At 36.1% G+C, this 24,904-nt stretch carries 25 protein-coding genes and 1 tRNA gene; 7 read left to right on the forward strand and 19 right to left on the reverse strand.

Annotated features, from left to right (window positions below; genetic code table 11):
• Positions 1-178: 178 nt before the first annotated feature.
• The 4 genes from MLD65_RS03915 to MLD65_RS03930 form a co-directional block, all read right to left on the reverse strand.
• Positions 179-1,459 (reverse strand): MFS transporter, encoded by a 1,281-nt coding sequence (locus MLD65_RS03915; RefSeq protein ID WP_243290568.1) that lies wholly within the window; start codon positions 1,457-1,459, stop codon positions 179-181.
• A 241-nt stretch (positions 1,460-1,700) separates the two neighbouring features.
• Positions 1,701-2,309 (reverse strand): superoxide dismutase, encoded by a 609-nt coding sequence (gene sodA, locus MLD65_RS03920; protein WP_243290569.1) that lies wholly within the window; start codon positions 2,307-2,309, stop codon positions 1,701-1,703.
• 195 nt (positions 2,310-2,504) lie between these two features.
• Positions 2,505-2,578 (reverse strand) — tRNA-Ile (locus tag MLD65_RS03925).
• A 111-nt stretch (positions 2,579-2,689) separates the two neighbouring features.
• The gene (locus MLD65_RS03930) at positions 2,690-4,321 is read right to left on the reverse strand and encodes a Na/Pi cotransporter family protein (RefSeq protein ID WP_243290570.1); all 1,632 of its coding nucleotides are present in this window, start codon (positions 4,319-4,321) and stop codon (positions 2,690-2,692) included.
• A gap of 224 nt (positions 4,322-4,545) precedes the next feature.
• On the opposite strand from MLD65_RS03930, the gene MLD65_RS03935 reads away from it, so the two are divergent.
• On the forward strand, positions 4,546-5,319 hold the full coding sequence (locus tag MLD65_RS03935; protein ID WP_243290571.1) for a DUF1189 domain-containing protein: 774 nt from the start codon (positions 4,546-4,548) through the stop codon (positions 5,317-5,319).
• Positions 5,320-5,505: 186 nt separating this feature from the next.
• Here the strand turns inward: MLD65_RS03935 and MLD65_RS03940 are convergent, their stop codons facing one another.
• The gene (locus MLD65_RS03940) at positions 5,506-6,696 is read right to left on the reverse strand and encodes an MFS transporter (RefSeq protein WP_243290572.1); all 1,191 of its coding nucleotides are present in this window, start codon (positions 6,694-6,696) and stop codon (positions 5,506-5,508) included.
• An 80-nt stretch (positions 6,697-6,776) separates the two neighbouring features.
• Here MLD65_RS03940 and MLD65_RS03945 point away from each other — a divergent pair, with 80 nt between their 5' ends.
• Together MLD65_RS03945 and ispG are read left to right on the forward strand one after the other, a co-directional pair.
• Complete coding sequence (locus MLD65_RS03945) at positions 6,777-7,112, forward strand: hypothetical protein (RefSeq protein WP_243290573.1); 336 nt, start codon at positions 6,777-6,779, stop codon at positions 7,110-7,112.
• Positions 7,113-7,223: 111 nt separating this feature from the next.
• Positions 7,224-8,333 (forward strand): flavodoxin-dependent (E)-4-hydroxy-3-methylbut-2-enyl-diphosphate synthase, encoded by a 1,110-nt coding sequence (gene ispG / locus MLD65_RS03950; RefSeq protein WP_243290712.1) that lies wholly within the window; start codon positions 7,224-7,226, stop codon positions 8,331-8,333.
• A 52-nt stretch (positions 8,334-8,385) separates the two neighbouring features.
• Here ispG and MLD65_RS03955 read toward each other — a convergent pair whose 3' ends face one another.
• Entirely contained in the window at positions 8,386-8,760 is a 375-nt protein-coding gene (locus MLD65_RS03955) for a DUF4190 domain-containing protein (protein ID WP_243290574.1), read from the reverse strand.
• A 151-nt stretch (positions 8,761-8,911) separates the two neighbouring features.
• Here MLD65_RS03955 and MLD65_RS03960 point away from each other — a divergent pair, with 151 nt between their 5' ends.
• A complete protein-coding gene (locus tag MLD65_RS03960; RefSeq protein WP_243290575.1) occupies positions 8,912-9,505 on the forward strand; it encodes a hypothetical protein in 594 nt (197 codons plus the stop codon).
• A 35-nt stretch (positions 9,506-9,540) separates the two neighbouring features.
• Here the strand turns inward: MLD65_RS03960 and zur are convergent, their stop codons facing one another.
• The 4 genes from zur to MLD65_RS03980 all read right to left on the reverse strand — a co-directional run bounded on the left by zur (position 9,541) and on the right by MLD65_RS03980 (position 12,510).
• Positions 9,541-9,951, reverse strand: coding sequence for a zinc uptake transcriptional repressor Zur (gene zur, locus MLD65_RS03965; RefSeq protein WP_243290576.1), 411 nt, complete (start codon positions 9,949-9,951; stop codon positions 9,541-9,543).
• Positions 9,948-10,796, reverse strand: coding sequence for a metal ABC transporter permease (locus MLD65_RS03970; protein ID WP_243290577.1), 849 nt, complete (start codon positions 10,794-10,796; stop codon positions 9,948-9,950). The genes zur and MLD65_RS03970 overlap by 4 nt, the downstream gene beginning before the upstream one ends.
• A gap of 20 nt (positions 10,797-10,816) precedes the next feature.
• Entirely contained in the window at positions 10,817-11,575 is a 759-nt protein-coding gene (locus tag MLD65_RS03975; RefSeq protein ID WP_243290578.1) for a metal ABC transporter ATP-binding protein, read from the reverse strand.
• Between the two features lie 110 nt (positions 11,576-11,685).
• Complete coding sequence (locus tag MLD65_RS03980) at positions 11,686-12,510, reverse strand: YitT family protein (RefSeq protein ID WP_243290579.1); 825 nt, start codon at positions 12,508-12,510, stop codon at positions 11,686-11,688.
• A 185-nt stretch (positions 12,511-12,695) separates the two neighbouring features.
• Between MLD65_RS03980 and MLD65_RS03985 the strand changes: the two genes are divergently transcribed.
• Positions 12,696-12,950 (forward strand): DUF2624 domain-containing protein, encoded by a 255-nt coding sequence (locus MLD65_RS03985; RefSeq protein WP_243290580.1) that lies wholly within the window; start codon positions 12,696-12,698, stop codon positions 12,948-12,950.
• A 36-nt stretch (positions 12,951-12,986) separates the two neighbouring features.
• Here MLD65_RS03985 and MLD65_RS03990 read toward each other — a convergent pair whose 3' ends face one another.
• Positions 12,987-13,880, reverse strand: coding sequence for a deoxyribonuclease IV (locus tag MLD65_RS03990; protein WP_243290581.1), 894 nt, complete (start codon positions 13,878-13,880; stop codon positions 12,987-12,989).
• A gap of 13 nt (positions 13,881-13,893) precedes the next feature.
• Positions 13,894-15,207 (reverse strand): DEAD/DEAH box helicase, encoded by a 1,314-nt coding sequence (locus MLD65_RS03995; RefSeq protein WP_243290582.1) that lies wholly within the window; start codon positions 15,205-15,207, stop codon positions 13,894-13,896.
• A 151-nt stretch (positions 15,208-15,358) separates the two neighbouring features.
• On the opposite strand from MLD65_RS03995, the gene vrrA reads away from it, so the two are divergent.
• Both vrrA and MLD65_RS04005 read left to right on the forward strand, forming a co-directional pair.
• Positions 15,359-15,946, forward strand: a complete 588-nt coding sequence (vrrA, locus tag MLD65_RS04000) for a VrrA/YqfQ family protein (RefSeq protein ID WP_243290583.1) — start codon at positions 15,359-15,361, stop codon at positions 15,944-15,946.
• Between the two features lie 174 nt (positions 15,947-16,120).
• Positions 16,121-17,065: a 4-hydroxy-3-methylbut-2-enyl diphosphate reductase gene (locus tag MLD65_RS04005; protein WP_243290584.1), complete on the forward strand. Its 945-nt coding sequence runs from the start codon at positions 16,121-16,123 to the stop codon at positions 17,063-17,065.
• A 32-nt stretch (positions 17,066-17,097) separates the two neighbouring features.
• Here MLD65_RS04005 and MLD65_RS04010 read toward each other — a convergent pair whose 3' ends face one another.
• The 7 genes from MLD65_RS04010 to MLD65_RS04040 form a co-directional block, all read right to left on the reverse strand.
• Positions 17,098-18,219 (reverse strand): Nif3-like dinuclear metal center hexameric protein, encoded by a 1,122-nt coding sequence (locus MLD65_RS04010; RefSeq protein ID WP_243290585.1) that lies wholly within the window; start codon positions 18,217-18,219, stop codon positions 17,098-17,100.
• Entirely contained in the window at positions 18,219-18,926 is a 708-nt protein-coding gene (locus MLD65_RS04015) for a tRNA (adenine(22)-N(1))-methyltransferase (protein ID WP_243290586.1), read from the reverse strand. Before MLD65_RS04015 ends, MLD65_RS04010 begins: the two co-directional genes overlap by 1 nt.
• A 141-nt stretch (positions 18,927-19,067) precedes the next feature.
• On the reverse strand, positions 19,068-19,430 hold the full coding sequence (cccA, locus tag MLD65_RS04020) for a cytochrome c550 (RefSeq protein ID WP_243290587.1): 363 nt from the start codon (positions 19,428-19,430) through the stop codon (positions 19,068-19,070).
• A 192-nt stretch (positions 19,431-19,622) separates the two neighbouring features.
• A complete protein-coding gene (locus MLD65_RS04025; RefSeq protein ID WP_243290588.1) occupies positions 19,623-20,762 on the reverse strand; it encodes an acyl-CoA dehydrogenase in 1,140 nt (379 codons plus the stop codon).
• Between the two features lie 294 nt (positions 20,763-21,056).
• A complete protein-coding gene (gene rpoD, locus MLD65_RS04030) occupies positions 21,057-22,172 on the reverse strand; it encodes an RNA polymerase sigma factor RpoD (RefSeq protein ID WP_243290589.1) in 1,116 nt (371 codons plus the stop codon).
• Positions 22,173-22,220: 48 nt separating this feature from the next.
• On the reverse strand, positions 22,221-24,023 hold the full coding sequence (gene dnaG / locus MLD65_RS04035) for a DNA primase (protein ID WP_243290590.1): 1,803 nt from the start codon (positions 24,021-24,023) through the stop codon (positions 22,221-22,223).
• 37 nt (positions 24,024-24,060) lie between these two features.
• Positions 24,061-24,510: a YaiI/YqxD family protein gene (locus MLD65_RS04040; protein WP_243290591.1), complete on the reverse strand. Its 450-nt coding sequence runs from the start codon at positions 24,508-24,510 to the stop codon at positions 24,061-24,063.
• Positions 24,511-24,904 lie beyond the last annotated feature (394 nt).

Here is a 24,904-nt window from a genome sequence, read left to right on the forward strand (position 1 = left end):
AAAAATAAGACACCGATTTCCGGTGTCTAATAGTGTATAAAATTTTAACGCGTTAATAAAGAATTCTCATTGTTTTTTAATAAATTTGTTATACAAGTAATATTTTAGCGATACGTTCATCCTATACGGTTACATCATTCCCGTTCATTTCAAATTAATAGGCTTGCCACCACTTTTGTCATCCATTTCTTCCATCTGCTAAATTCGGCTGCCGAACTCGTTTCTCATCTTTCATCGTACGATTGCTTTCTTGTAATTTAACCTTTCTTATAAAAGGGTAGATAAGAGCATGACCAATCCCAAGAATGCTTAATAAGTAAGGAAGGCTTTCCTTCTCATTTGTAAACATGACGACAAAGATAAACGATACAATGGATAAGAAACGTCCTAAGTTTAAAAAGATTTCTCTTACGACAATATATTCAATTCGAGCCTTTGCAGCATTCCACCCTTTACCAATGACGTCATATGTCATCGATATATAAGGAACAAGCAGCATCGGATAGGCCATCCCTATTAGGACAGCGTAAATTAAAAGGTTTGTATATGTTAACTTAAAAATAATTACAAATATAGACAGATAAAGGATGACACCTCCGAAAAGTATCGCTTTTTTCCTCATTTTCTTCGTAATAAATCTTGTCGCTAAATAATAAGCAAAGAAAGCAACAACAGAATTAAGCAGTCCAAATGTCCCGAGGGCCAATTCACTATTCGTTGTAATAAACACAAAAACACTAATAACGAAAATAAAAGTTCCTTCACGTAGTCCTTGAACAAAATGTGCATTCGTAATTAAGCGCCAATTTCGATTTCTTTTTCGCTCTTTAAAAATCCGCCACAAAATATAATCTCCTTTTGCAGGGCGTCTTTTTAAAAATAAACTTAAGACAACTGCGCATGAAAACAATAGTAACGAAATGGTAAAAATAGTCGTATACCCTTTAAAATTTTCAAGCCTAGATATAATAAATCCAGCTAATATTGGACCAACCATTCCTGCGGTTGATGTTAATACACCTAGAAACCCATTAAAGAAATCACGTGTTTCAGGCTCTGTAATTTCAAATGTTAATACATTAAAAGCAAGCCAATAAAATCCATAACCTATACCGATTAATGACCCTAATAACACAATGTAATTTGATGCTTTATCCCCTATTGCTAATACGGTCATGAAAAAAATAGCTAAAAACGTCACACCCAGTCTAAGGACGATTACTCGATCTACCCTTTTCGCTAACCTCCCAGCTAGGATAAATGTTAATGGCTGAAAAATAACACTAAATAAGTTGTATACGCCGAGATCTATAAATTCACCAGATTGCTTCCATAAATATACGTTCACAAATGTATTGGACAAAGCAATGCTTAACGAATATAGACCCCCGATGAGAAGAAGTAATACTAAATCACGATTAATTTCGACGTCACCAATAACTTTTTGAAATTTTGACATGTCTATACTCCCCTTCAACTTCTACAAATTAGTTTGCCTGTTGAAGAAGAAGTTATGTATTGAGAACAAAATCGCTAACGCGATTTTGTTCAGAACTCAGAAGTTAGAGGTCAGAATCGGCGAAAGAACCGATTTCAATGATCTTGAAGTATGAAATCTATAACCAAAAGGAGTAAATAAAAAAACTTATACTTTTTCCTTTCAAAAAAAGCAAGGGCGACATGCCCTTGCTTTTCAAACATTATTTCGCTTCTGCGTAACGTCTTTCAACTTCGCTCCAATTTACTACATTCCAGAATGCAGAAATATAATCAGGACGACGGTTTTGATAGTTTAAGTAGTATGCATGCTCCCAAACGTCTAACCCTAAGATTGGTGTTTTACCTTCCATTAAAGGAGAATCTTGGTTAGGTGTGCTTGTTACTTCAAGCTCTCCGTTATTTACGACTAACCATGCCCAACCAGATCCAAAACGTGTTGCAGCAGCTTTCGTAAATTCCTCTTTAAAGCTTTCGAAGCTACCGAACTTAGTCGTAATGGCATCCGCTAATTCACCTGAAGGCTCACCGCCTCCGTTTGGAGAAAGAACGGTCCAGAAAAGACTATGGTTAGCATGTCCACCTCCGTTGTTTCGGACTGCTGTACGCTTTTCTTCAGGAACAGCATCTAAATTTGCAACAATCTCCTCTACACTTTTGCTTAATAGTTCTTCTTGGCCTTCAAGTGCAGCGTTTAAATTGTTAACATATGTGTTGTGATGTTTTGTGTGATGAATATTCATTGTCTCTTTGTCAATGTGAGGCTCCAATGCATCGTACTCATAAGGTAATTTAGGTAATTCAAATGCCATTGTAAAACTCCTCCTTATTGTTTGTATGTACTTAAAATCAAAAGCTTATTTCTGTATAAGCTCCCTTTTCAGATTACCAAACTTACCAACATGTTGCAATTTATATGCACAAAATTGTATTAACCTTTGTACGTTTCAAAATCGATCTGTAAAAAGAGAAAATCGCTACAAAATTTGTAGCGATTTTTAGATAGATGGACCCTGCAGGACTCGAACCTGCGACCGGACGGTTATGAGCCGTCTGCTCTAACCAGCTGAGCTAAGGGTCCAATTATTAAGCTGACAAAAGATATTTTAACACCGTATCAAATTAAAGTCAATACATCACACGCGTCGCTTATGCAAAAAAGTAAGAGACCCCTGTTAAGGATCTCTTACTATTAGTTCCGAACTTCTAACACTGTTTCGGCAATATTGACACAATGGTCTGAAATTCTTTCAATGTTACTAATAATATCTACAAAAATAATTCCTGCTTGCCCTGTACAAATTCCTTCATTTATACGGAGAATATGTTTTTTACGATTCGAACGCTCTAACTTATCGATCTTCTCTTCTAATTTTAATACTTTTGATGCTAACGAAGTATCATTATCATCTAATGCATGCATCGAAGTTTTAACTGCTTCGATTGACAAATCAAACATTTCGTTTATATCTTCAAGTGCTTGATTTGTTAATGTTACTTTATTTGAAATTTGATAATCTACAAGCTCTACAATGTTTTCAAAATGGTCCCCGATTCGTTCAAAATCTCTTACCGTATCCATCAATACAGAATGCTGTTCAGAATCGACTTTTGACATATCTTTTCTTGATAGCAAAATGAGGTATTCCGTAATTTTACGATCTAAATTATTAATGGCATCTTCAAGCTGTTTCGTTGTTTCAGCATGCTTACGTTCCTTCGTAAACAAATAATTCTTCGCTTCTTCTAAACCAACCGAAGCAAATTTACCCATTCTTAACACTTCTTCTTTTGCCTGCCCAATAGCAATTGACGGCGATTGCTCGATAAAAATAGGGTCTAAATGTTTCGGTTTATATTCAATCGCTAAGTCTTCACCCGGAATAATTTTTGTCACTAGCCATGCTAATCCAGCAATAAACGGTGCTTGCATTAACGTGTTAGTCGTATTGAAAATTCCGTGTGCAAACGCAATGGTCATCTGTGGGTTTAGCCCCATATTTATTTTGATTGTATCAATGATTGAAGTGAAAACGGGTAATAAAACTAAGAAAATTGTTGAACCGATTAAGTTGAAAATAACGTGTGTTAACGCTGCTCGTCTTGCAGCAATTGAAGCGCCGATAGATGCTAAAACAGCTGTAATCGTTGTCCCAATATTATCACCGAATAATACAGGTAATGCAGCCTTTAAATCAATTAAACCTTGCCCATGTAATTCTTGTAAAATTCCGATTGTTGCACTTGAGCTTTGGACAATAACCGTGAAAAGCGTCCCAATTAATACACCAAGTAACGGCTGATCACTCATACTAACCGTTAAATCATGAAATGTTTCTAATGAACGAAGCGGTTTCATACCATCGCCCATTAAGTTAAGTCCGAAGAATAAGGCACCGAAACCAAAAAATATTTGGCCGATACTATTTACTTTATTATTTTTAAAGAAGAATAAAAGTACGGCACCGATGAATATGATCGGCAAGGCATACTCTTTAATTTCAATACCAATAATGAATGCAGTAATAGTTGTACCGATGTTTGCTCCCATAATGACGCCAATCGCTTGCCTTAACGTCATAAATCCTGCTGAGACTAATCCTACAGTTAAGACTGTCGTCCCACTACTCGATTGAATTAACACTGTTACAATAATACCTGCTAGGATACCCATAATCGGATTCGTTGTAAATTTGTCTAAAATGTCTCTTAGCTTGTCTCCGGCAGATTTTTGCAAACCTTCGCCCATTAATTTAATACCAAATAAGAAAATACCTAGGCCGCCAATGAATTCAAATATCATTTTCTGAATATCTAATTCCAATTAAATTCAACCCCTCATTTTGTCTTTTTCGACAAACATCTACAACCTTTACCATTATTAACGATTTATTTATTTTTTGTAAAGAGGAAATCAAATATGTAATAAAAAATTTACAAAGCCTTTACATACTATTTTCTTCCGTTTGTTAATAAGTCTATTATCTTGCCTATTTACTTGGAGAAAGATACAATAAGTGAGGATTTCAATCAAGGGATGTGAATCAGATGAATATTTTTTCTCAATTTGTAAAAAGCTTATATTCCCCACAATCAATTGCGTTATTCCGTTTTCAAAAAATAGGAAAGCCTATTTTTTATGCTTTTCTTCTTTCATTTTTAGCCTTTTTACCGAATGCGATTCATTTCTCTTACGGAATCGTAAATGGACTAAAAGATTTGGATCATATTATCCAAACGGACCTTCCTTCGTTTACAATTGAAGATGGCATATTATCGTCTGATAATAAAAAAACGATTGAACGAAAAAGTGGAGATTATATAGTTATCTTTGATAATGAAGGAATGTTTACGAAAGAAGAGATCGAGATTCGAGAAAACGCTATTGGTTTTTTAAAGCATGAGCTTGTTTTGGTTTCTGATGGGACTGCTCAATCTTTTGATTATGGATTATTGGAAAGTCCGATGACGAAAACAGATCTTGTAGATATAGTTGAACAAGTCAAGGAGCTTTTACCAATTATCCTTTCCGTTTTACTATTTTTGTTATATTTCGGAGCTTCCTTTGCCAAATTTTTCGAAATTACGATTTTAGCTCTAATCGCGATAATTTTCAAAAATAAGTTAAATAAGAAACTGAATTTCAAGCAGTTATGGATCTTATCAGCATATGCCATTACATTAAGTACAACCTTTTTTATCATTATGGACGCATTACAAACAACTGTTCCATTTAAAATTTATATCAACTGGTTTATCCATTTAATGATCCTATTCTTAACGTTAAAAGAGATTCCTAGCCCTAAACAAAATAGTAATTGAAAGAAGCACAAAAAGCGTGCTTCTTTTTTATACAGAAAATTTTTTTGTTGAGTAGGATAGTGTTTTGGCTAATTGTGAGAGCGTTACACTAATCGAATAAGAATCTTTTATCCGCTCCATCTGTGGAATATGCCATTCAATCGCTTTAAGCTGACTTAGGAATTTTGTCGAATAATAATCATGTCATTATGTATTTTTGATGATTTTATAACTATTCACAAGCGATAACAGAAGGATAATTTGAGTTAAGAGCAACAGGAAGAAAGATAAAAAGAATAGGAAAGACCTATTATTTAATAAGAGACTAAATAAAGTTGGTCCTAATGCGACTCCTAAAAATCTTGCTACACCATAAAGAGCAACAACAACGCCACGTTCTGAATCATCAACTGCTGACGTAATAAGCAAGTTAAGTGTAGGTAGAACAAACCCTAAACCTCCAAACCCAATCGTTAAAAAACAGATAAATAATGAAAAGGATTGAAAAAAGATAAGGAATAAAAAAGAAATGGTCATAAGGCTAAAACCGATCAGGATAAAGTAAAGGTCTTTCTTATCTTCTAAGTGAAGTCGCTTTCCAGTCCAATAAGAGCTTAACGTTAAGGCGCTGAGCGGGAAGAAGAACGTAATTCCCTTAAAGAAACCATCAATTCGAAAAATTTCTTCGATTTGATAGGACAAATAATAAAGCATGCCGAAAAGTAAAAATAAACCGGTTCCTCCGAATAAATAAACACTAAACAATAATTTCTTCTCTTTTTTAAAAATGGTCAAAACTGTCTCCATGTATGACTGTAATGGAATAAAATCTTTTCCTGATGCGTGATTTCGCACATTAAACGAAATCGTTATAATTAAAAGGAAGCTTAATAATGGAAAGACGATAAATGGAAAATACCAAGAAACTAAAGCCAACATTGCACCGATAATCGGTGCAAGTACTTTGGCAGATCCATTAAATACCTCTAATATCGCTAATTGTTTTGCTCTCCTTTCCCCACGATATAAATCCCCTACAAGTGCCATTGAGAGTGGAGTTGTCCCTCCTGTTCCTAATCCTTGAAGGAACCTACCTACTAATAATGTATGAAAGGCAAGTTCTTTACTTTGCAAAAACCCACTAATAAAGCAAATCACACCACCACAAAAAATAAGAATGAGTGACGATATGATTAAGTTCTTTCTCCCATACCGATCAGAATAAAAGCCAACAAAAGGAATAATTAACGCTGCAGGTATATTAAAAACCGTCAAGATCAAGCTCGTTTCTGCATGAGATAAAGAAAGTGAATGCTCTAGGTTTGGAAGAATCGGAATTAACATAGAATTTCCTAAAACCATAATAAACGGGAGCATTCCTAACACGAAAGTTAGCATAAAAATCTCCTCAAACATGTATTTTTTCATTGTACAAGCATATGAGTAAATAAAGAGAAAAACCTTCCTGGGGGTTAATCATGAAACGTATCGTTAGTTTCTTCCTGTTCCTATTGTTTATATATATCGTTTATTATGACTTGAAGGTCGGGACTTTACCCACTTTTCAAGAAAAAAATGTAATGGAAGTAGTTGCACAAAAAGAGAATACAAATAGTACAGAAAATGATATTCAGTATGTAACGAAAGAAGTGAAACAAGGGGAAACCGTTTTATCGATAGTGGAGCAATTACATAAAGAATCAGTTCCTGTCCCCATTGATACCATTGTGTCAGATTTCGAACGATTAAATGAAAACACAAAAGCAAATAAGATTATTATTGGGCAAACGTATAAATTTCCAATGTATAAGTAACCAACAAAGATATGCAATATTAGTTTTTCTTTCTTGTCAATTGGATGAACACATTGTTAAAATATTGGGAGAGAACATGGTGTAAAACAACTTACTAATTTAAGGAGCGATATACTCGTGAATGAAATTACACACCGTACTAAAACACGTCCCGTTAAAGTTGGGAATTTAACAATAGGTGGAAATAACGAAGTTGTAATTCAAAGTATGACAACGACGAAAACACACGATGTGGAGGCAACTGTTAAAGAAATTCATCGATTAGAAGAAGCTGGTTGCCAAATTGTGCGTGTTGCCTGCCCAGATGAACGGGCAGCAAATGCCATTAAGGAAATTAAACAACAAATTAACATTCCTCTAGTTGTCGATATACATTTTGACTATCGTCTCGCTTTAAAAGCAATTGAAGGCGGAGCAGATAAAATTCGCATTAACCCAGGTAATATTGGAAGACGTGAAAAAGTTGAAGCTGTTGTAAACGCAGCAAAAGAGCGCGGTATCCCAATTCGTATTGGTGTTAATGCCGGATCTTTAGAAAAACGCATTTTAGAAAAGTATGGATATCCAACAGCAGATGGAATGGTTGAAAGCGCGTTGCATCATATTAAAATTTTAGAGGATTTGGATTTCCATGATATTATCGTATCCATGAAAGCTTCCGATGTCCCATTGGCTATCGAAGCTTATGAAAAGGCGGCGAAAGCATTTGATTATCCGTTACATTTAGGTATTACGGAATCTGGAACATTGTTTGCTGGTACAGTAAAAAGCGCAGCTGGACTAGGCGTAATTTTAAATAAGGGAATTGGAAATACACTTCGCGTCTCTTTAAGTGCTGATCCTGTTGAAGAAGTGAAGGTTGCTCGCGAATTATTAAAAACATTCGGTTTAGCTTCAAATGCAGCTACATTAATCTCATGTCCAACGTGCGGACGGATTGAAATCGATTTAATTAGTATTGCGAATGAAGTAGAGGAATACATTTCAAAAATTAAAGCACCACTAAAAGTGGCCGTTCTTGGATGCGCCGTTAACGGACCTGGAGAAGCGCGTGAAGCAGATATTGGAATAGCTGGCGCACGCGGTGAAGGCTTACTTTTCCGCAAAGGCCAAATCGTTCGTAAAGTTCCTGAAGAAACAATGGTTGAAGAATTAAAAAAAGAAGTGGATAAGTTAGCAGAAGAATATTTTGCGAAAAAAGCAGCAGAAGAAAAAGCTTAAGACTTTCTTGAATTGAAAAAGCTTGGAGCGGTGCGCTCCAAGCCCATTTTTATTAGAAAAAAGGCAAGACGAAAATGCCTAACAGAATGGAAACGGCACCTATACCAATTGCCCAGTTCCCAAGTGATTGTGCTCCCCTTCTTCTTGCCATAAATCCAACAACGATACCTGCAGCTCCTAATAATACAGGTAAAACGAATAGTGAAATAATCGATAAGGCTAAACTTACAAACCCCGTTGTTCGACCATTGTCTACTCCTAAGTCGCGCTCCTCTTTACTTTCCTCTCGGTTTACTGCATTCATTGGCACATCTAATTCTGCTGCAGTTTCCTCCATATAATCGCGGTCTTCATTCATGGCTTTTCGGTCATCTTCAACATGGAAGTTAGCTCCATCATGATAATCATACTGTCGGTCATTTGCCACTCTAAATCCCTCGCTTTCAAAAGTAGGAGCATTTATAGTATAGGTTTAGACATAATTCTTATGAATGTAAAAGTTTACAGTCAAAGTTAATAACAGGTTATGGTACACTAACTTTATTGGAATAGATAGACTTAAGGAGTGTATATAAAACATGTTACGTCTCGGAATTGACATTGATGGAACGGTAACAGCCGCCGAAACATTTGTACCATATTTAAACAAATCCTTTGGGTTAAATATTACATTAGAGGATATTAAACAATATGATTTAACGACCATTTTAAACATTAACCAAGAGGAGTTCTGGAAATGGATGGATCATCATGAACCGACTATTTATCAACAAGCTCCAACTGCTCCATATGCTAAACAAGTTTTAAATGAATGGAATGACACGCACCAGTTAATTTATATAACAGCGAGGAGAAAGCATTTAGAGGAGCTAACTTATAAATGGTTCCATGAAAATAAAGTTTCTTATCACCACATTGACTTAGTTGGGACACATGATAAGCTATCTGCAGCAAAAAATCATGAAATCGATATTTTTTTCGAAGACAAACATGATAATGCCGTAATGTTAGCAGAAGAACTTTGTATTCCAGTTTTACTTTTTGATGCTCCGTATAATCGTGACCCGATTCCAAACAATGTGATTCGTATCTCCAATTGGCTTGAAGCAAAAACATGGGTTAACCATTTTTGGAATCAGGATAAACAATCAAATAAAATGATTCTTCCATAAGAAAAGCCGCTTCAAGCGGCTTTTCTTGTTTCAATTTATTTACAATCAGGGCAAGTCCCGTATATTTCAAATTTATGTCCACTTACTTCATACCCACTTAAACGCTCTTTTAAAGAGTCCATTGGACACGAATGAATTTCCTTCGTTTTTCCACAATCCAAACAAATAAAATGGTGATGATGATGGTTTAAATTACAACTAAACCTAAAATGCTTTTCACCAGAAAGCTCCGTCATTTCTAAAATATTTAATTGTGCAAACAACGACAAGTTGCGATAAATCGTATCGAAGCTTAAACTAGGATAGTCGTCTTTCATCATTTCCAATACATCTTTTGCTGTTAAATATTTATTTGAACGTGCAAAAATTTCAAGCATTTCCTCACGCTTGGCAGTATATTTATATCCTTGCTCCTTTAAACATTCTAAAGCCTCTTGTACGTTCATATCTCTTGACTCCTTTTAACTTTAGCCTTCGTCCAAAGAATAGAGAGGATTAAAATGAGAACAGAAAGGACAACTATCGTTCCACCTGGGGCAAGATCTAAATAATAAGCTAAAAATAACCCACAGATGACAGCAACCTCTCCTAACACAACAGAAAGTATGACAGTTTGTTTAAAACCATTGGCTAAACGTAGACTTGCAGCGACTGGAAGTGTCATTAAAGATGACACTAAAAGAATACCGACAATTCGCATAGAAGCACTTATCACAAGAGCAACCGTTAATATAAATAAAAAGTGAATAAACTTTGCGGGAATTCCCGAAGCAACAGAATGTTCCTCATCAAATGACAAATTAAACAGCTCTTTAAAAAATGAAATAACAAAGAAAAAAACTAAAGTGGCTACACCTATAATAACGTATAAATCTGTTCTCGTCACGGCGCTTACACTACCGAATAAATAACTAAATAAATCGGTATTAAAGCCATCCGCTAAAGAAATAAATACGACACCTAACCCGATTCCAGCAGATAAAATGATTGGAATAGCAAGCTCTTCATAATGTTTATACACCGTACGAAGCTTCTCAATAAAGAGAGCACCTGTAACAGAAAAGCCCATTCCTAAATAAATCGGATTTACTTGAGAAAAAATAAGTACTTTTTTTGATAAAAGTAAGCTAGCAGCAATGCCAGCTAACGTGACATGACTTAGGGCATCGGCTATTAGGGACATTCTTCTTACGACTATAAACACACCAAGTAAAGGAGCAATTAAGCCAATTAAAATCCCTGATAAAAATGCATTTTGTAAAAATTCATATTGAAAAATGTTTTGAAGCATTTGATTTCCTCCACCTACTACTAATGCTCATGTGTTAACACATGAACAGAATGTCCGTAAAATTGTGTAAGCTCTTTTTCTTGAATATCCTTAAATTCCTTTGACTTTCCATGGAAATGCAGTGACTTATTCAAGCAAGCCACATGTGTCACTTTATCTGTAACCGTTCCTGTATCATGTGTAACTAAAATAAGTGTAATATTCAATTCTTTATTTAATTTTTCTAACAGTTCATAAAAGCTTTGAACAGTATCTGCATCAATTCCAACTGTTGGTTCATCTAAAATGAGTACATCCGGATTACTTACGAGTGCTCTTGCAATAAAAACTCGTTGTTGTTGACCTCCGGATAACTCTCCAATATTTCGGTTAGCAAATTGCTCCATTTTCACTGCTTTTAAAGCATCAAACACTTTCGGATGATACGAACGAGTAAAAAATTTAAACAGGCCTATTTTCGCTGTTAACCCACTTGCAACGACTTCAAAAACCGTTGCCGGAAATCCAGAATTAAAACTATTCGCTTTTTGGGAAACGAAACCAATTCGACTCCACTCTTTAAATTTTTGAATGTCTTGACCAAATAATTGAATATTACCCTTTTGCGGTTTTAATAAACCGAGTATACATTTTAATAATGTTGACTTTCCAGATCCATTTGGACCAACAAGTCCTAAAAAGGCTCCTTTTTCAACGGTTAAATTTATATTTTCAAGTACAATCCGTTGATCATATTGAAAAGATAAGTTCCGTATGTCAATAACCGGGTCCTTTATCATAATTTTCACCTTACTTTTCAGAATCATTACGATTTATTTATATAACAAAAAGAGTATACAGCAATGAAAATTGTTTGTAAAGAAATCAATTCTCATGGCTATATACCCCATTAATGGATGGCCGATTTAAATTTTGCCCCTTTTGTTTCTTGTGTATTCATAATGGTAATAAATGCATCTGGATCAATTTCATGGATAATTGATTTTAATTTTGTTACTTCAAGCCTTGTAATGACAGCATAGATAACTTCTTTTTCATCATCTGTGTAACCGCCTTTTCCTTTTAACTTTGTCGTTCCACGCCCTAATCGATGTAAAATCGCTTCAGACACCTCATCATATTTATCCGATACAATAATGACAGCTTTTGTTTCGTCTAATCCTTGAATGACGGCATCGATCATCTTAAAGGCGACATAATAGGCAATAACTGAATACATCGCTTGTTCTACACCGAAAACAAACGCGGCCCAAAGGAAAATAAAAACGTTAAAAAACATGACAAATTCCCCAATAGAAAATGGTAGCCTTTTCGTTAATAAAATCCCTAAAATCTCGGTTCCGTCAAGGGAGCCACCGTGGCGAATAACAAGGCCTACTCCCCCTCCTAATACTAAGCCACCAAAGACGGTTGCAAGTATCGGCTCTGTCGTAAAGGCATCAAAGTGATGAAGAAACCGTTCCATTATCGCTAAGCTAATAATTCCAAATAAAGAGGAAAACATAAACGTTTTACCAATTTGCTTATACCCAAAATACATAAATGGTAAATTTAATAAAACGACAACAATCGCAAAGTTTAATAGCGATACTTTATCCGCAAATAAATAATCAATGATAAGCGAAATGCCGATAATTCCTCCATCGATAATATTATTTGGCATTAATAAAAGCTCGATACTTAATGCTGCAAGTGATGCACCAATATAAATCATGCAAAAACGGAAAATGATATGGCCTATCTTTTCCTTCTTATGTTGCTTCTGTATATCAATCCCCCCTTTTCTTTATTGTATTAAAAAACGATGACAATCACGATAAAAAAGCTTCATTATTCACAGAAATAACTCAACTTTTTTTTATTTCACCATACATTAACATTGAAGAGGGAGGAGAGGGTATGATTTTATTTCAAAAAATAGTGAATCAAAAAATAAATAATTTAAAGTATGATGAATTATTAAATTATGCAAAGCAGCATCAAATTGCATTATCAGAAACGCAAGCAAAGCAAATCGTCAAACTTATTCGGGGCAAAAACATTAATATTTTTGACGATCAAGAACGTATAAACCTTCTAAAAAAAATAGCAAAGATCACGTCAAATGAAACAGCTCAAAAAGTAAATAAGATTTTTTTAGATTTTATTGAATAGTAGAAGAGCTGCCAAATGTCATGGCAGCTCTTTTTGTTATTGTTGTTCAATTTTTTGTAAAGCATCTTCGTCAAATGTTTGATTTCGAAGCATGTCGATTTCTATTTTGTAAGGTGGTTTTTTATTTTTTTTGTCTTCACCTACATATGGTGTTTCTAAGATTTTAGGAATATCTTTTAATTGCGGGTGGTGAACGATGTAGTTCAATGCTTTAAACCCGATATGACCAAAACCGATATTTTCATGTCGGTCTTTTCTTGCTCCTTTTTCATTTTTACTGTCATTAATATGAAGAACTTTTATGCGATCTAAGCCTACTATTTGATCAAATTGATTTAACACACCATCAAAATCATTCACAATATCATAGCCTGCATCGTGTGTATGACACGTATCAAAGCAGACCGATAAATGTTCATTAAAAGTAACACCATCAATAATTTGGGCAATTTCTTCGAACGAACGTCCACACTCAGATCCTTTACCCGCCATTGTCTCTAATGCAATTTGAACAGTTTGATTTTTTTCAATCACTTCATTTAAACCTTCAATAATTTTTTTGATTCCTGCTTCTGCACCTGCCCCAACGTGTGCGCCAGGGTGTAGAACGATTTGTTTTGCTCCTAAAGCTTCCGTACGCTCAATTTCCATTTTTAAGAAGTCAACACCAAGTTGAAACGTACTAGGATTATTCGTATTCCCAATGTTAATAATGTAAGGAGCGTGTACGACAATTTCCTCAATGCCGTGCATTTTCATATGCTCTGTTCCCGCTTCAATATTTAATTCTTCAATTTTTTTTCTTCTCGTATTTTGCGGAGCACCTGTATAAATCATAAACGTATTGGCGCCATAGGATACTGCTTCTTCACTTGCAGCAAGTAACATCTTTTTCCCACTCATGGAAACATGAGAACCAATTTTCAACATTCTTTCCCTCTCCCTACTTTCCCTTTTTTCTTGCGCGATATTGTTTCTTTTTTATTTGTTCCATTTGTTCTTTCATTTTCTTCTTATATCCTGGCTTTACTTTTTTCGGTTTTTTCACCATTCGTTTTGCCATCATATCTGCTTCATTCGCTTGCTTTTTCCTCTTTTTACGACGGTGACGATCATCGATTTTATTCCACGTTCCAGCTTGAATATCCATGTTTTCGAACTCAATCCCTCTTTTTTCAAGCTGGAGTAACGCTTCTTCATCCTTTTCGTCATATATGGTGTAGGCAAAACCGGAATGACCTGCTCGAGCTGTTCGTCCGACGCGATGAATATAAAAATCTAAATCCGACGGAATTTCGGCATTAATAATATGAGATACACCTTCTATGTCAATTCCCCGAGCCGCTAAATCTGTCGCAACAATATATTGAAAATCTAAATCATTGATTTGACGCATCATTTTCTTTCGTTCGCGCGGTGTTAATCCTCCATGAATACGCCCCACTTTTAACCCTTTCTGTAATAGGGCATCAGCCATTTCATCAGCTTTCGTTTTCGTATTCACAAAAACAATAGCTAAATACGGATTAAGTGAAACGAGAATATCATGAACTAAATTTACTTTATTTCGATGGCGTTGAGGCACAAGAATTTGTTCAACTTTTTCAGCTGTTACTTTTTTAGGCTCGACATGAGCATATTCAGGATTTTCCATATACTTTTTTAAGAAGGGCTTTAACTTTTCTGGAATTGTTGCAGAGAATACGAGCATTTGTAAATCTTCAGGTAAGCGACTGGCTATTTGGTCTACCTCATAAATAAACCCTAAATCAAGCATTAAGTCTGCTTCATCAACGACAAGACTTGTTGCAGTATGAATATTTAACGCCTGGTCTTTCACTAAGTCAAAAATACGACCGGGTGTACCAACGACGATATGCGGTTGCGTTTTTAGTTTATCAATTGTACGAAGCTTGTCTGTTCCACCGATAAATAAACGTGCCTGAATTGGCACATCTTTTTCACTGAATTTTGTTACTTTCAACACTTCTTGATAAATCTGTCTCGCTAATTCCCTCGTTGGTGCTGTAATAACAACTTGAACTTCCTGCTTATGACGATCGATTTTTTCAATTAACGGCAAAAGATACGAATGTGTTTTTCCCGTTCCGGTTTGCGATTGTCCGATTGCACTTTTACCACTTAATACAAGCGGTATCATTCGCTCTTGTATTTCAGTTGGTTCATAAAAACGTAACGATTCAATCGCATCTATTAGAAAAGGTTGAAACGAAAACTTTGTAAATTTCGTTGCCATTCCTTCTACAACTCCTTTTTACATACGAAATTCATTAAATCCATTTCTTGATTATAAACAAAATAAGAGAAAAACTCCAATTCGAAAAAACATTTTCTCTATGTTTTGCATACTTTATTTGTAGTGAAGCAAATAGAAAGGGGGAAAAAAGATGTTTCCTGGACGACCAGGTCCTCCGTTTCCACAGCAGCCGATGGTACCACGACCACCGATGAATCCTTTCCTTCAACCTTTCAGACCAATGCCTGTAAGACCGAATCCAATGATGGGCGGAGCAGTTGGGCGTGGTGGTGGATTAAAAGGGCTTATATCAAGGGTTTTCCCATCGAGTCAAGCACCGATGGGAGTGATGAATACTGCGAGTAACGTTGCAGGAGGAGTGCAAGGACTTACAAACCCTACAAATATTTCTAGTATGCTTGGGAATGTACAAAAGGCTCTAGGGATGGCACAGCAAATTACACCCGTTGTCCAACAATATGGTCCGTTAGTAAAAAATTTACCTGCCATGTTTAAGCTGTATCGAGAATTGAAAAGCAGTGATGATGCTGATGAAGAGGAAGAAACCTCAGATGTAGATATTTTAGAAGAGTCAGAAGAAGAGGATAGCACTAAGGAGAATGAAGAAGAAAATAAGACACAAAAAGATAAAGCGAAGGCCTCTTCAAGAGTTAAGTCAAAGCAAAGTGAAAAAAAGAAAACCTCATCAGGTCAATCTACACCAAAACTATATATTTAAGACCGGACCCGTTATTTTATAATGGGTTTTCTTTTTGACGTTTACTCTCCGTAAAGTTCATGAAGGCTTTGTATTATCTTTCAATGTCAGATATAATGGGAGAAGAAGACGAAGAAGAACAAGCCGTTTTGACGGCTTTTTTCATTTCGTACTATGCATTAGGAGGAAACTCTAATGGAAGTCATTAAAATTTCACCTCGCGGCTACTGTTATGGTGTAGTAGATGCAATGGTCATTGCCAAAAATGCCGCACTAGACAAAACATTACCGAGACCGATCTACATCTTAGGAATGATCGTTCATAATAAACACGTAACAGATGCTTTTGAGGCTGAGGGAATTATTACATTAGATGGTAAAAATAGACTTGAAATATTAAAAAAAGTAGACAAAGGAACCGTCATCTTTACCGCACATGGGGTGTCTCCTCAAATTCGAAAGCTTGCAAAAGAGAAAGGACTTGTAACCATTGATGCAACATGTCCTGATGTGACGAAAACACACGACTTAATTCGAGAGAAAAAAGCAGAAGGGTATCAAGTTATATACATCGGAAAGAAAGGGCATCCAGAACCAGAAGGTGCTGTTGGGGTAGCACCAGATATCGTCCATCTTGTTGAAAACGAAGAAGATGTTGAGGAACTTCATATAAATAGTGAAAAAATAATCGTAACGAATCAAACGACGATGAGTCAATGGGATGTCCACGATATAATGGAGAAGGTGAAAGAAAAGTATCCCCATGTAGAATTTCATCAAGAAATTTGTTTAGCAACACAAGTTCGACAAGAGGCGGTCGCTGAACAAGCAAAAGAAGCGGATTTAACATTGGTCGTTGGTGATCCAAGAAGTAATAACTCAAACCGTTTAGCCCAAGTGTCAGAAGAAATCGCTGGAACAAAAGCTTATCGAATTGCCAACGTCACTGAAATTAAACTGGAATGGTTAAAAGGAGTTGAAAAAGTTGCCGTGACAGCAGGCGCTTCTACCCCAACTCCAATCGTAAAGGAAGTCATTCAATTTATAGAAAAATATGATCCGAACGACGAATCAACATGGAACATCGAATCTAACGTTCCTATTGAAAAAATATTACCGAAAGTGAAGATAAAAAAATAAGCACTTAAGCGCTTTAGCTTAAGTGCTTTTTCTTATACAAACGTAAATGGGTCTGTCGACGGTTCAGACGGAAAGATTGTTACATTTAATCCTTCTTTTTCGCAAATGTGTTTTAATTTTTCGGTAACGCCTTCTTTCATCACCTTTTCAACATGGTGACCAGGGTCAACCATATTAAGCCCTAACATCATCGCATCATGGGCAACGTGGTAATAGATGTCTCCTGTTACATAAACGTCTGCACCACTCATTTTCGCTTGATGAATATATTTATTCCCGTCACCACCCACTATAGCAACCTTTTTCACCTTATCTGTTAACGAGCCAACAACCCGCACGCTATCCACTTGGAAACACGTCTTTACATGCTCAGCAAACTGTTTTAAAGACATCTGTTCTTTTAATTCACCAATTCGTCCAAGACCGAGTACTTCCCCTTCATTATCAAGAGAATAAATATCATAAGCTACTTCTTCATAAGGATGTGCTTGAATCATTGCCTTCATGACCTTTCCTTGAATAGAGGCAGGAAAAACAGATTCAATACGGACTTCATCTACTTTTTCTAGCTTGCCTTTTTCACCGATAAATGGGTTTGTTCCTTCTTGTGGTTTAAACGTGCCAGTCCCTTCTGTATTAAATGTGCAATGACTATAATTCCCGATAAAGCCAGCTCCAGCCTGTCCGATTGCCTCTCGTACTTGATCAGCATAATTCTCAGGAACGAAGACCACTAGTTTTTTTACAAGCTCATGGTAAGTTGGAATAAGCACTTTCGTATTCATTAATTGTAGTTTTTCTGCTAATAAGTCATTGACTCCTCCGACAGCAACATCTAAATTCGTATGTGCAGCATAAACTGCTATATCATGTTTTATACACTTTTCAACGATACGACCTTGCGCCTTGTCTGTTACGATATTTTTTAATGGTCGGAATATAGGTGGGTGATGAGCGATAATTAAATCAACATTTTTTTCAATCGCTTCATCGACGACTTCCTCTAATACATCAAGGGCAATCATAACTCGTTTAACGGGCTTACTTAATGTCCCAATTTGCAGGCCGATCTTATCCCCTTCCATCGCATACTTTTTCGGAGAAAATTGCTCAAACAGTTGAATAATAAATTGGCCGTTCGCTTCTTTTGCCATTATAAACCCTCCTTAATATACGATAAAATCTCTTTCATTTCTGCTTTTTTCTTTTTTAGCTCATCCGTTTCCGTCGCACGATTTAATTGATGATAAACGTTTTCCCAATGCGCTTTTTCATTCGTCCATTTTTTCATATAAACAGGACTCTTTTCTTTCATTAAAAATGGTCCCATCAGCAATGCTGTATGCAATGAAAGGCCTTCGTATGGCTTATGTACATCTCCTTTATCAGCAACGAGCACTTCGTAAATTTTCTTGTCTTCTTCTAAAATTTCTTCATGCTTCAGTTCCCAACCATTTACATATAACCATTTACGAATTTCAATGGCATGAATGTTAGGTTGCAAAATTAATCTCGAAACATGACGTAGCTTTTCTTTTCCTTCTTCTAAAATCGTTTTAATTAATGTGCCCCCCATCCCAGCAATGGTTATACATGTTGCTTCACTTTCTCCTAAAACGGAAAGCCCATCACCTTTTCTTACAGAAATTTTATCTGTTAAATTCACTCTCTTCACTTGCAAAAGAGCTGACCGGTATGGCCCTTCATTCACTTCACCAGCAATGGCGTTTTCTGCAATGCCGTTTAAGATCGCATAACAAGGTAAATAAGCATGATCAGAGCCAATATCAGCTACGACTGCACCTTTTGGAATGAATTTAGCGACTGTTCGTAATCGTTTTGAAAGCTGTATCTCATTCATTTTATTTCACCTAATTTTTTTAGTTTCAATTCTATTCTATCTTGTTTTACGCGGAAAGAAAAATCTTGTTCGTAATGGGTAGATAAAAAAAGTCCTCCTAACCGGAAGACTTTTTTTACCATTTGAATCGTAGCGTTTACATTATTTAATTTCAGTGATCCATTTCGCCATTTCATCAAGCTTCTCATCTGGAACTAATCCAGGAGGCATCGTGCCCCTACCATTTTTCAGAACATCTTTAATTTCATCTTCGGATAGACGATCGCCTACACCAGTTAAAGCAGGGCCAACGCCACCTTCATAATTTTGCCCGTGACAGCTAATACAGCTTGCTTGATAAATTTCCTCTGGAGTTGCATCTGCTACATCTGCTGTGTCACCATCTCCATTTTCACCTTCTGCTAATTCTTTTGAATTATTCAATCCGATGAAGGAGAAGGCAAACATAAGTCCAATTCCAAGTACCGCGATGAGAAAGAATGGAATAAGTGGATTACGATTCATTTTTGTAAACCTCCCTTATGTATAGACTTCATAAGTAGTACAAATAAAAACTTAAACCAATGTCTATTTTACTTTAATTTTTCAAGAAGGAAAAGTATTTATGTAAAGGAATTGTCGAATTTCACGTTTTTGACAAAAAAACTTCATCACAAACGGATGAAGTTTTTGAATTACGAACAAGCGCTCAGTCAATTAACAACCAATCTGTCTTGCAATAACAAGTCGTTGTACTTCACTTGTACCTTCTCCAATTTCTAACAACTTTGCATCTCTCATATACCGCTCCACTTGATACTCTTTCATATATCCATATCCACCATGAATTTGTACAGCTTGATTTGTAATTTCCATACAGACCTCAGAAGCGTATAATTTACACATCGAAGCCTCTTTAGAAAATGGTTTTCCTTGATCTTTTAACCATGCTGCTTTATACACCATATTTCGAGCTAATTCAATTTTCATAGCCATGTCCGCTAATTTAAATTGAATGGCCTGAAATTGACTTAACGTTTTACCGAATTGTTTGCGCTCCTTTGCATATTGAAGCGCTCTTTCATAAGCTCCTTGCGCAATCCCTACAGCCATGGCCCCAATACCTATTCTTCCACCGTCTAATGTTTTTAAAAATTGTTTAAAGCCTTCCCCTCGCTTACCTAATAAATATTCTTGAGGGACTCTCACGTCTTCAAGAATGAGTTCAGTTGTATTCGATGCATGTAGCCCCATTTTTTCATATTGATCAAGAATCGTGAAACCTTTCGCATCCGTTGGAACGATTATCGCACTAATTTCTTTTTCACCGCCATTTCGACCAGTTACAGCTGTTAAGGCTAAAAACTTAGCGTATGATGCATTCGTAATAAAACACTTGTTACCGTTAATAACAAACAAATCCCCTTCTTCTGTCGCTTCTGTCAGCGTTCCCCCTGCATCTGATCCTGCATTCGGTTCTGTAAGTCCAAAAGCCCCAAGTGATTCCCCTGAACAAATTTGCGTTAAATACTTTCGCTTTTGTTCTTCTGAACCGAACATATAAATCGGTGCTCCGCCTAAAGAAATATGGGCAGAATAGGTGATCCCCGTTGAGCCACATACACGGCTTAATTCTTCCACTACAATCGCAAAGCTAATTGTGTCACTACCTCCACCCCCATATTCTTCAGGAAAAGGAAGACCCATTATACCTAGCTTCCCTAGTTTGTCAAACACCTCTTTTGGAAACTTTTTCGTACGGTCTCGTTCGTCTGCACCTGGTGCTACTTCTTCCTCCGAAAATTCACGCATCATCTTCTTAACCATACTTTGTTCTGACGTTAAGTCAAAATTCATATTATCCCCCCATTTAACCGCGAATACGCTTACACTTCTATTATATATAGAAATGAAACTTTTTCTCAATATTTAAAATTTTTAATATTCACTTTATTTTCGCTTTTTTCTACATTACCCGTTTGCAAAAAGCATGAAGATTCAGTAAAATAATGTACATACGGAATTATTTTTCTCGATGATAGCGTTTTCAAAACAAAAAAGGATAGGATCCCAAATCTTGTAACAATTTTAGCTAAAGTCTATTTTTTTAAATATAAAAAAGGACAGACGATTGTCTGCCCCTCATTTCACCTATTCTAAAAAGTCTTTTAGTCGCTTACTACGACTTGGATGGCGCAATTTACGTAAAGCCTTTGCTTCAATTTGGCGAATACGCTCACGTGTAACACCAAAAACTTTACCTACTTCTTCCAATGTACGTGTTCGTCCATCGTCTAATCCAAAGCGAAGACGTAAAACATTTTCTTCACGATCTGTTAGCGTATCTAATACATCTTCTAGCTGCTCTTTCAGCAATTCATAAGCCGCATGCTCAGAAGGTGAAGTAGCTTCTTGATCTTCGATGAAATCACCTAAATGAGAGTCATCTTCTTCACCAATAGGTGTTTCAAGCGAAACAGGCTCCTGTGCAATTTTCAAAATTTCCCTTACTTTATCAGGAGTCAAATCCATATCTTCAGCAATTTCTTCTGGAGTTGGTTCGCGCCCTAAATCTTGAAGCAATTGCCTTTGAACACGGATTAATTTATTGATCGTTTCCACCATGTGAACCGGAATACGAATTGTTCTAGCCTGATCAGCAATGGCACGCGTAATCGCTTGACGTATCCACCATGTTGCATACGTACTAAATTTGAAACCTTTTTGGAAATCGAATTTCTCAACTGCTTTCATCAGTCCCATATTGCCTTCTTGGATTAAATCTAAGAATAGCATTCCGCGACCTACATAGCGTTTTGCAATGCTAACAACGAGACGTAAGTTAGCTTCTGCTAGTCTACGCTTCGCCTCTTCGTCGCCTTCTTCAATGCGCTTTGCTAGCTCGATTTCTTCATCAGCAGATAATAAATCAACACGGCCAATTTCTTTCAAATACATTCTTACAGGGTCATTTATTTTTACACCTGGAGGAACGCTTAAGTCATTTAAATCGAATTCCTCATCTTCTTCCTTCGCTAAATCTTGGATATTCGGATCATCACTTTCACCGTTTTCTCCAATAAGCTCAATACCTTGATCACCTAAATACTCGTAATACTCATCCATTTGGTCTGAATCAACCTCAAAGCTAGCCATACGTTCTGCAATCTCTTCGTATGTTAAAACGCCTCGCTTTTTACCCAATTCTACAATTTGATCTTTCACTTGATCTAAAGTAACCTCTGCATGGGTTTGTTTTTCAGCCATTGGATCCCCTCCTTCCAGACTCATACAGCTTTACATCTATCCAACGAGTTATTTGCTCATTTTTAATTGAATAAGTTCCATAGCAATTTGTGCCGCTTTTACATAATCTTTTTGCCTCTCTGCTTCTCGCCTTTCTGCTTCCTTTTCCTTTAGGATGGTCATTTCTTTTTGTTTCGACACATGTGAAATATAATCCTTTATTTCCTGTTCATTAAATTCATTTGAAATATTCATCATGGCAATATCTGATACTACACAACTAATTTGATCATTTGGAAGTTTACTTAAAAAGTGACTAATATCGGGTTCATGACCTTCTTCATAATAGGCATATAAGTACGTAGCAATGGCACGATGTTCCTCAATATTAAACTCCACTCCGATTTCATGTAATACGCGGTCTGCCACATCTCTATTACGAAGCATATGAGCAATGAGCATTCGTTCAGCATTATGAAAAGCTGGTAATAACGGGCGAGTTTGCGTACGTGGCTGCAATATTTGTGGTTCATCACGGTTCGTATTATGCGTTTTCCTTTTGCTAACAAGTTGTTTCAATTGAGATTTTAAGGTCTCTCTTGATATCGAAAACTCATCTGCTAATTGACCAATGTAAAGCTCCTGCTCTACTTCATTTGATAGTAGGCTAAGTTCTTTTATGACCTCTCCTATATACTTTAACCGATCAGATTCATCATGGAGGTTTTTCCCTCTGCGGTAATAGTGCATTTTGAATGCCATTAGTGCCACACTAGCCCCTATTACATCATGACTAAACTTTTCAACGCCAAATTGATTGATGTAGTCATCAGGGTCATAGCCTTCAGGCATCATTGCAACCTTTACATGGCATCCCGACTGTTGTAATATTTTAGCTGCTTTAAAGGTAGCTTCAATTCCTGCAGAATCGGAATCATAGCAGATGACAGCCGTTTCAACATTTCGGCTAATAATTTTGGCATGCTCTTCAGTAAGCGATGTGCCCATTGTCGCAATTGAATGTTGAATACCGGCTTTAACGGCTGAAATTACATCAACAAACCCTTCAAATAAAACAGCCTCTTGATTTTTTCGTATATGTAATCTTGCTTGATGAAAGTTATACAAGATTTTTCGCTTATTAAAGATTTTCGTTTCAGGACTGTTTAAATATTTCGGTTGGTCATCACCTTGTAGAACTCTTCCTGAAAAAGCAATCGTTTTTCCTTGATGGTTCTTGATCGGGAACATGATGCGATTTCGAAAACGATCGAAAAATGTTCCATCTTCCTTTTTAATCGCAATACCGGCTTTTTCTAAAAGGTCGGCATCAAATCCTCTTTTAATTAAAAATTTTGTTATAAAGCCCCAATTATCCAAAGAATATCCAATTTCAAACTTGTGGATTAACTCTTCTGATAATCCTCTCGACAACAAATAATTTAATGCATGCTGACCTTCCTTTGTATTTACTAACAAATGATGGTAAAATTTCTTTAATAACTCATATGCTTCGATCATTCGGTCTGCTTCGTTGTTTGAGTTAACGGGTGTGTCATGAACAGATAGCACCTCTTCAGGCAACGAAATGTTTGTTCGTTCTGCCAACTTCGCAACACTTTCTGTAAAGCTGAGGCCTTCTATTTGCATTAAAAAGGAAATAACATTTCCCCCAGCACCACAGCCGAAGCAATGGAATATTTGTTTATCTGGAGATACGGAAAATGAAGGTGTATTCTCTCCATGGAATGGACATAAGCCAAAATAGTTTCGTCCTTGTTTTTTTAGTTGGACATATTCGCCTACGACATCGACAATATCGGAAGATTTTTGTACATTCTCAACCACATCATCGGGAATTCTTTTTCCCATTGAACACACTCCGTGAATAAGTATTCGTGAATTATTTTTATTCTCCTGCATGATTCGACAAAATTTTTTCTAAACTTTTGATAAACTGGAGACGATTCAATTCGGAGAAAGGCTTTGGTCCTTTCGTAAAGTGACCGCGCTTGCGTTCTTTTGCCGAAATATACCGAAGATATAAAGCTGTCTCTATCGTATCTTCTGAAAATAATCTACCTTTTGGAGATAAAACTTTAACGAATTTTGTTAATAAGATGCTGGCAAGTCCAATATCATGGGTAATAACGATGTCACGCGCTCTCGTGTTGTTCATAATGAACATGTCAACCGATTCTTTTTCATTATCAACATATGTCCATGTTTCCTCCGGTTGATTTGTTGTTATATGAGCATAGGATGCTACATAATGTACTGGAATATTGTAACGAGCAGCAACTGTCGAAATTTCCTTTTTAACAGGACAAGCATCTGCATCGACAAATATTTTCACCATATCTCTTATTTCTCCATCACTTTGAAGATTCCTGCTATTATTTGAATAAAAGATAAGGAGTAGAGACTTTTTCTTTTATTAGAGCAGCAGGAGAATTGTCGAATAATCTTTTGCGTAATTCTCTTGACAACTTACAATAAATAGTTTATTCGTATTTTTAAAAGTCTAAACCTAAAAAACGATAATTTTATCACAATTTTTTATTATAATACAACATCCCTTTTTACGCCACCGTTTTTTTAATCTTTTTCCATAATAAATACTCGGCATGGCCGAGTATTTAAACCCCATTCATATGACAACGAATGGGGTGGCGACAGGACTGAAAAATTTATTGGTTCCATTAGTATATGCAAAATGGACCATATTCATTTCCGCATTTTTCTATCATTGA

Source organism: Bacillus sp. FJAT-47783, assembly GCF_022808615.1.
GTDB lineage: Bacteria > Bacillota > Bacilli > Bacillales > Aeribacillaceae > Bacillus_BZ.

Coding starts and splice junctions, on each gene's coding strand:
- MLD65_RS03915 (WP_243290568.1), bottom strand. CDS start 1,459: ATGTCAAAATTTCAAAAAGTTATTGGTGACGTCGAAATTAATCGTGAT.
- sodA (WP_243290569.1), bottom strand. CDS start 2,309: ATGGCATTTGAATTACCTAAATTACCTTATGAGTACGATGCATTGGAG.
- MLD65_RS03935 (WP_243290571.1), top strand. CDS start 4,546: ATGAATATTTTTTCTCAATTTGTAAAAAGCTTATATTCCCCACAATCA.
- MLD65_RS03940 (WP_243290572.1), bottom strand. CDS start 6,696: ATGCTAACTTTCGTGTTAGGAATGCTCCCGTTTATTATGGTTTTAGGA.
- MLD65_RS03945 (WP_243290573.1), top strand. CDS start 6,777: ATGAAACGTATCGTTAGTTTCTTCCTGTTCCTATTGTTTATATATATC.
- MLD65_RS03960 (WP_243290575.1), top strand. CDS start 8,912: ATGTTACGTCTCGGAATTGACATTGATGGAACGGTAACAGCCGCCGAA.
- zur (WP_243290576.1), bottom strand. CDS start 9,951: ATGAACGTACAAGAGGCTTTAGAATGTTTAAAGGAGCAAGGATATAAA.
- MLD65_RS03970 (WP_243290577.1), bottom strand. CDS start 10,796: ATGCTTCAAAACATTTTTCAATATGAATTTTTACAAAATGCATTTTTA.
- MLD65_RS03975 (WP_243290578.1), bottom strand. CDS start 11,575: ATGATAAAGGACCCGGTTATTGACATACGGAACTTATCTTTTCAATAT.
- MLD65_RS03980 (WP_243290579.1), bottom strand. CDS start 12,510: ATGATTTATATTGGTGCATCACTTGCAGCATTAAGTATCGAGCTTTTA.
- MLD65_RS03985 (WP_243290580.1), top strand. CDS start 12,696: ATGATTTTATTTCAAAAAATAGTGAATCAAAAAATAAATAATTTAAAG.
- MLD65_RS03990 (WP_243290581.1), bottom strand. CDS start 13,880: ATGTTGAAAATTGGTTCTCATGTTTCCATGAGTGGGAAAAAGATGTTA.
- MLD65_RS03995 (WP_243290582.1), bottom strand. CDS start 15,207: ATGGCAACGAAATTTACAAAGTTTTCGTTTCAACCTTTTCTAATAGAT.
- vrrA (WP_243290583.1), top strand. CDS start 15,359: ATGTTTCCTGGACGACCAGGTCCTCCGTTTCCACAGCAGCCGATGGTA.
- MLD65_RS04005 (WP_243290584.1), top strand. CDS start 16,121: ATGGAAGTCATTAAAATTTCACCTCGCGGCTACTGTTATGGTGTAGTA.
- MLD65_RS04010 (WP_243290585.1), bottom strand. CDS start 18,219: ATGGCAAAAGAAGCGAACGGCCAATTTATTATTCAACTGTTTGAGCAA.
- MLD65_RS04015 (WP_243290586.1), bottom strand. CDS start 18,926: ATGAATGAGATACAGCTTTCAAAACGATTACGAACAGTCGCTAAATTC.
- cccA (WP_243290587.1), bottom strand. CDS start 19,430: ATGAATCGTAATCCACTTATTCCATTCTTTCTCATCGCGGTACTTGGA.
- MLD65_RS04025 (WP_243290588.1), bottom strand. CDS start 20,762: ATGAATTTTGACTTAACGTCAGAACAAAGTATGGTTAAGAAGATGATG.
- rpoD (WP_243290589.1), bottom strand. CDS start 22,172: ATGGCTGAAAAACAAACCCATGCAGAGGTTACTTTAGATCAAGTGAAA.
- dnaG (WP_243290590.1), bottom strand. CDS start 24,023: ATGGGAAAAAGAATTCCCGATGATGTGGTTGAGAATGTACAAAAATCT.
- MLD65_RS04040 (WP_243290591.1), bottom strand. CDS start 24,510: ATGGTGAAAATATTTGTCGATGCAGATGCTTGTCCTGTTAAAAAGGAA.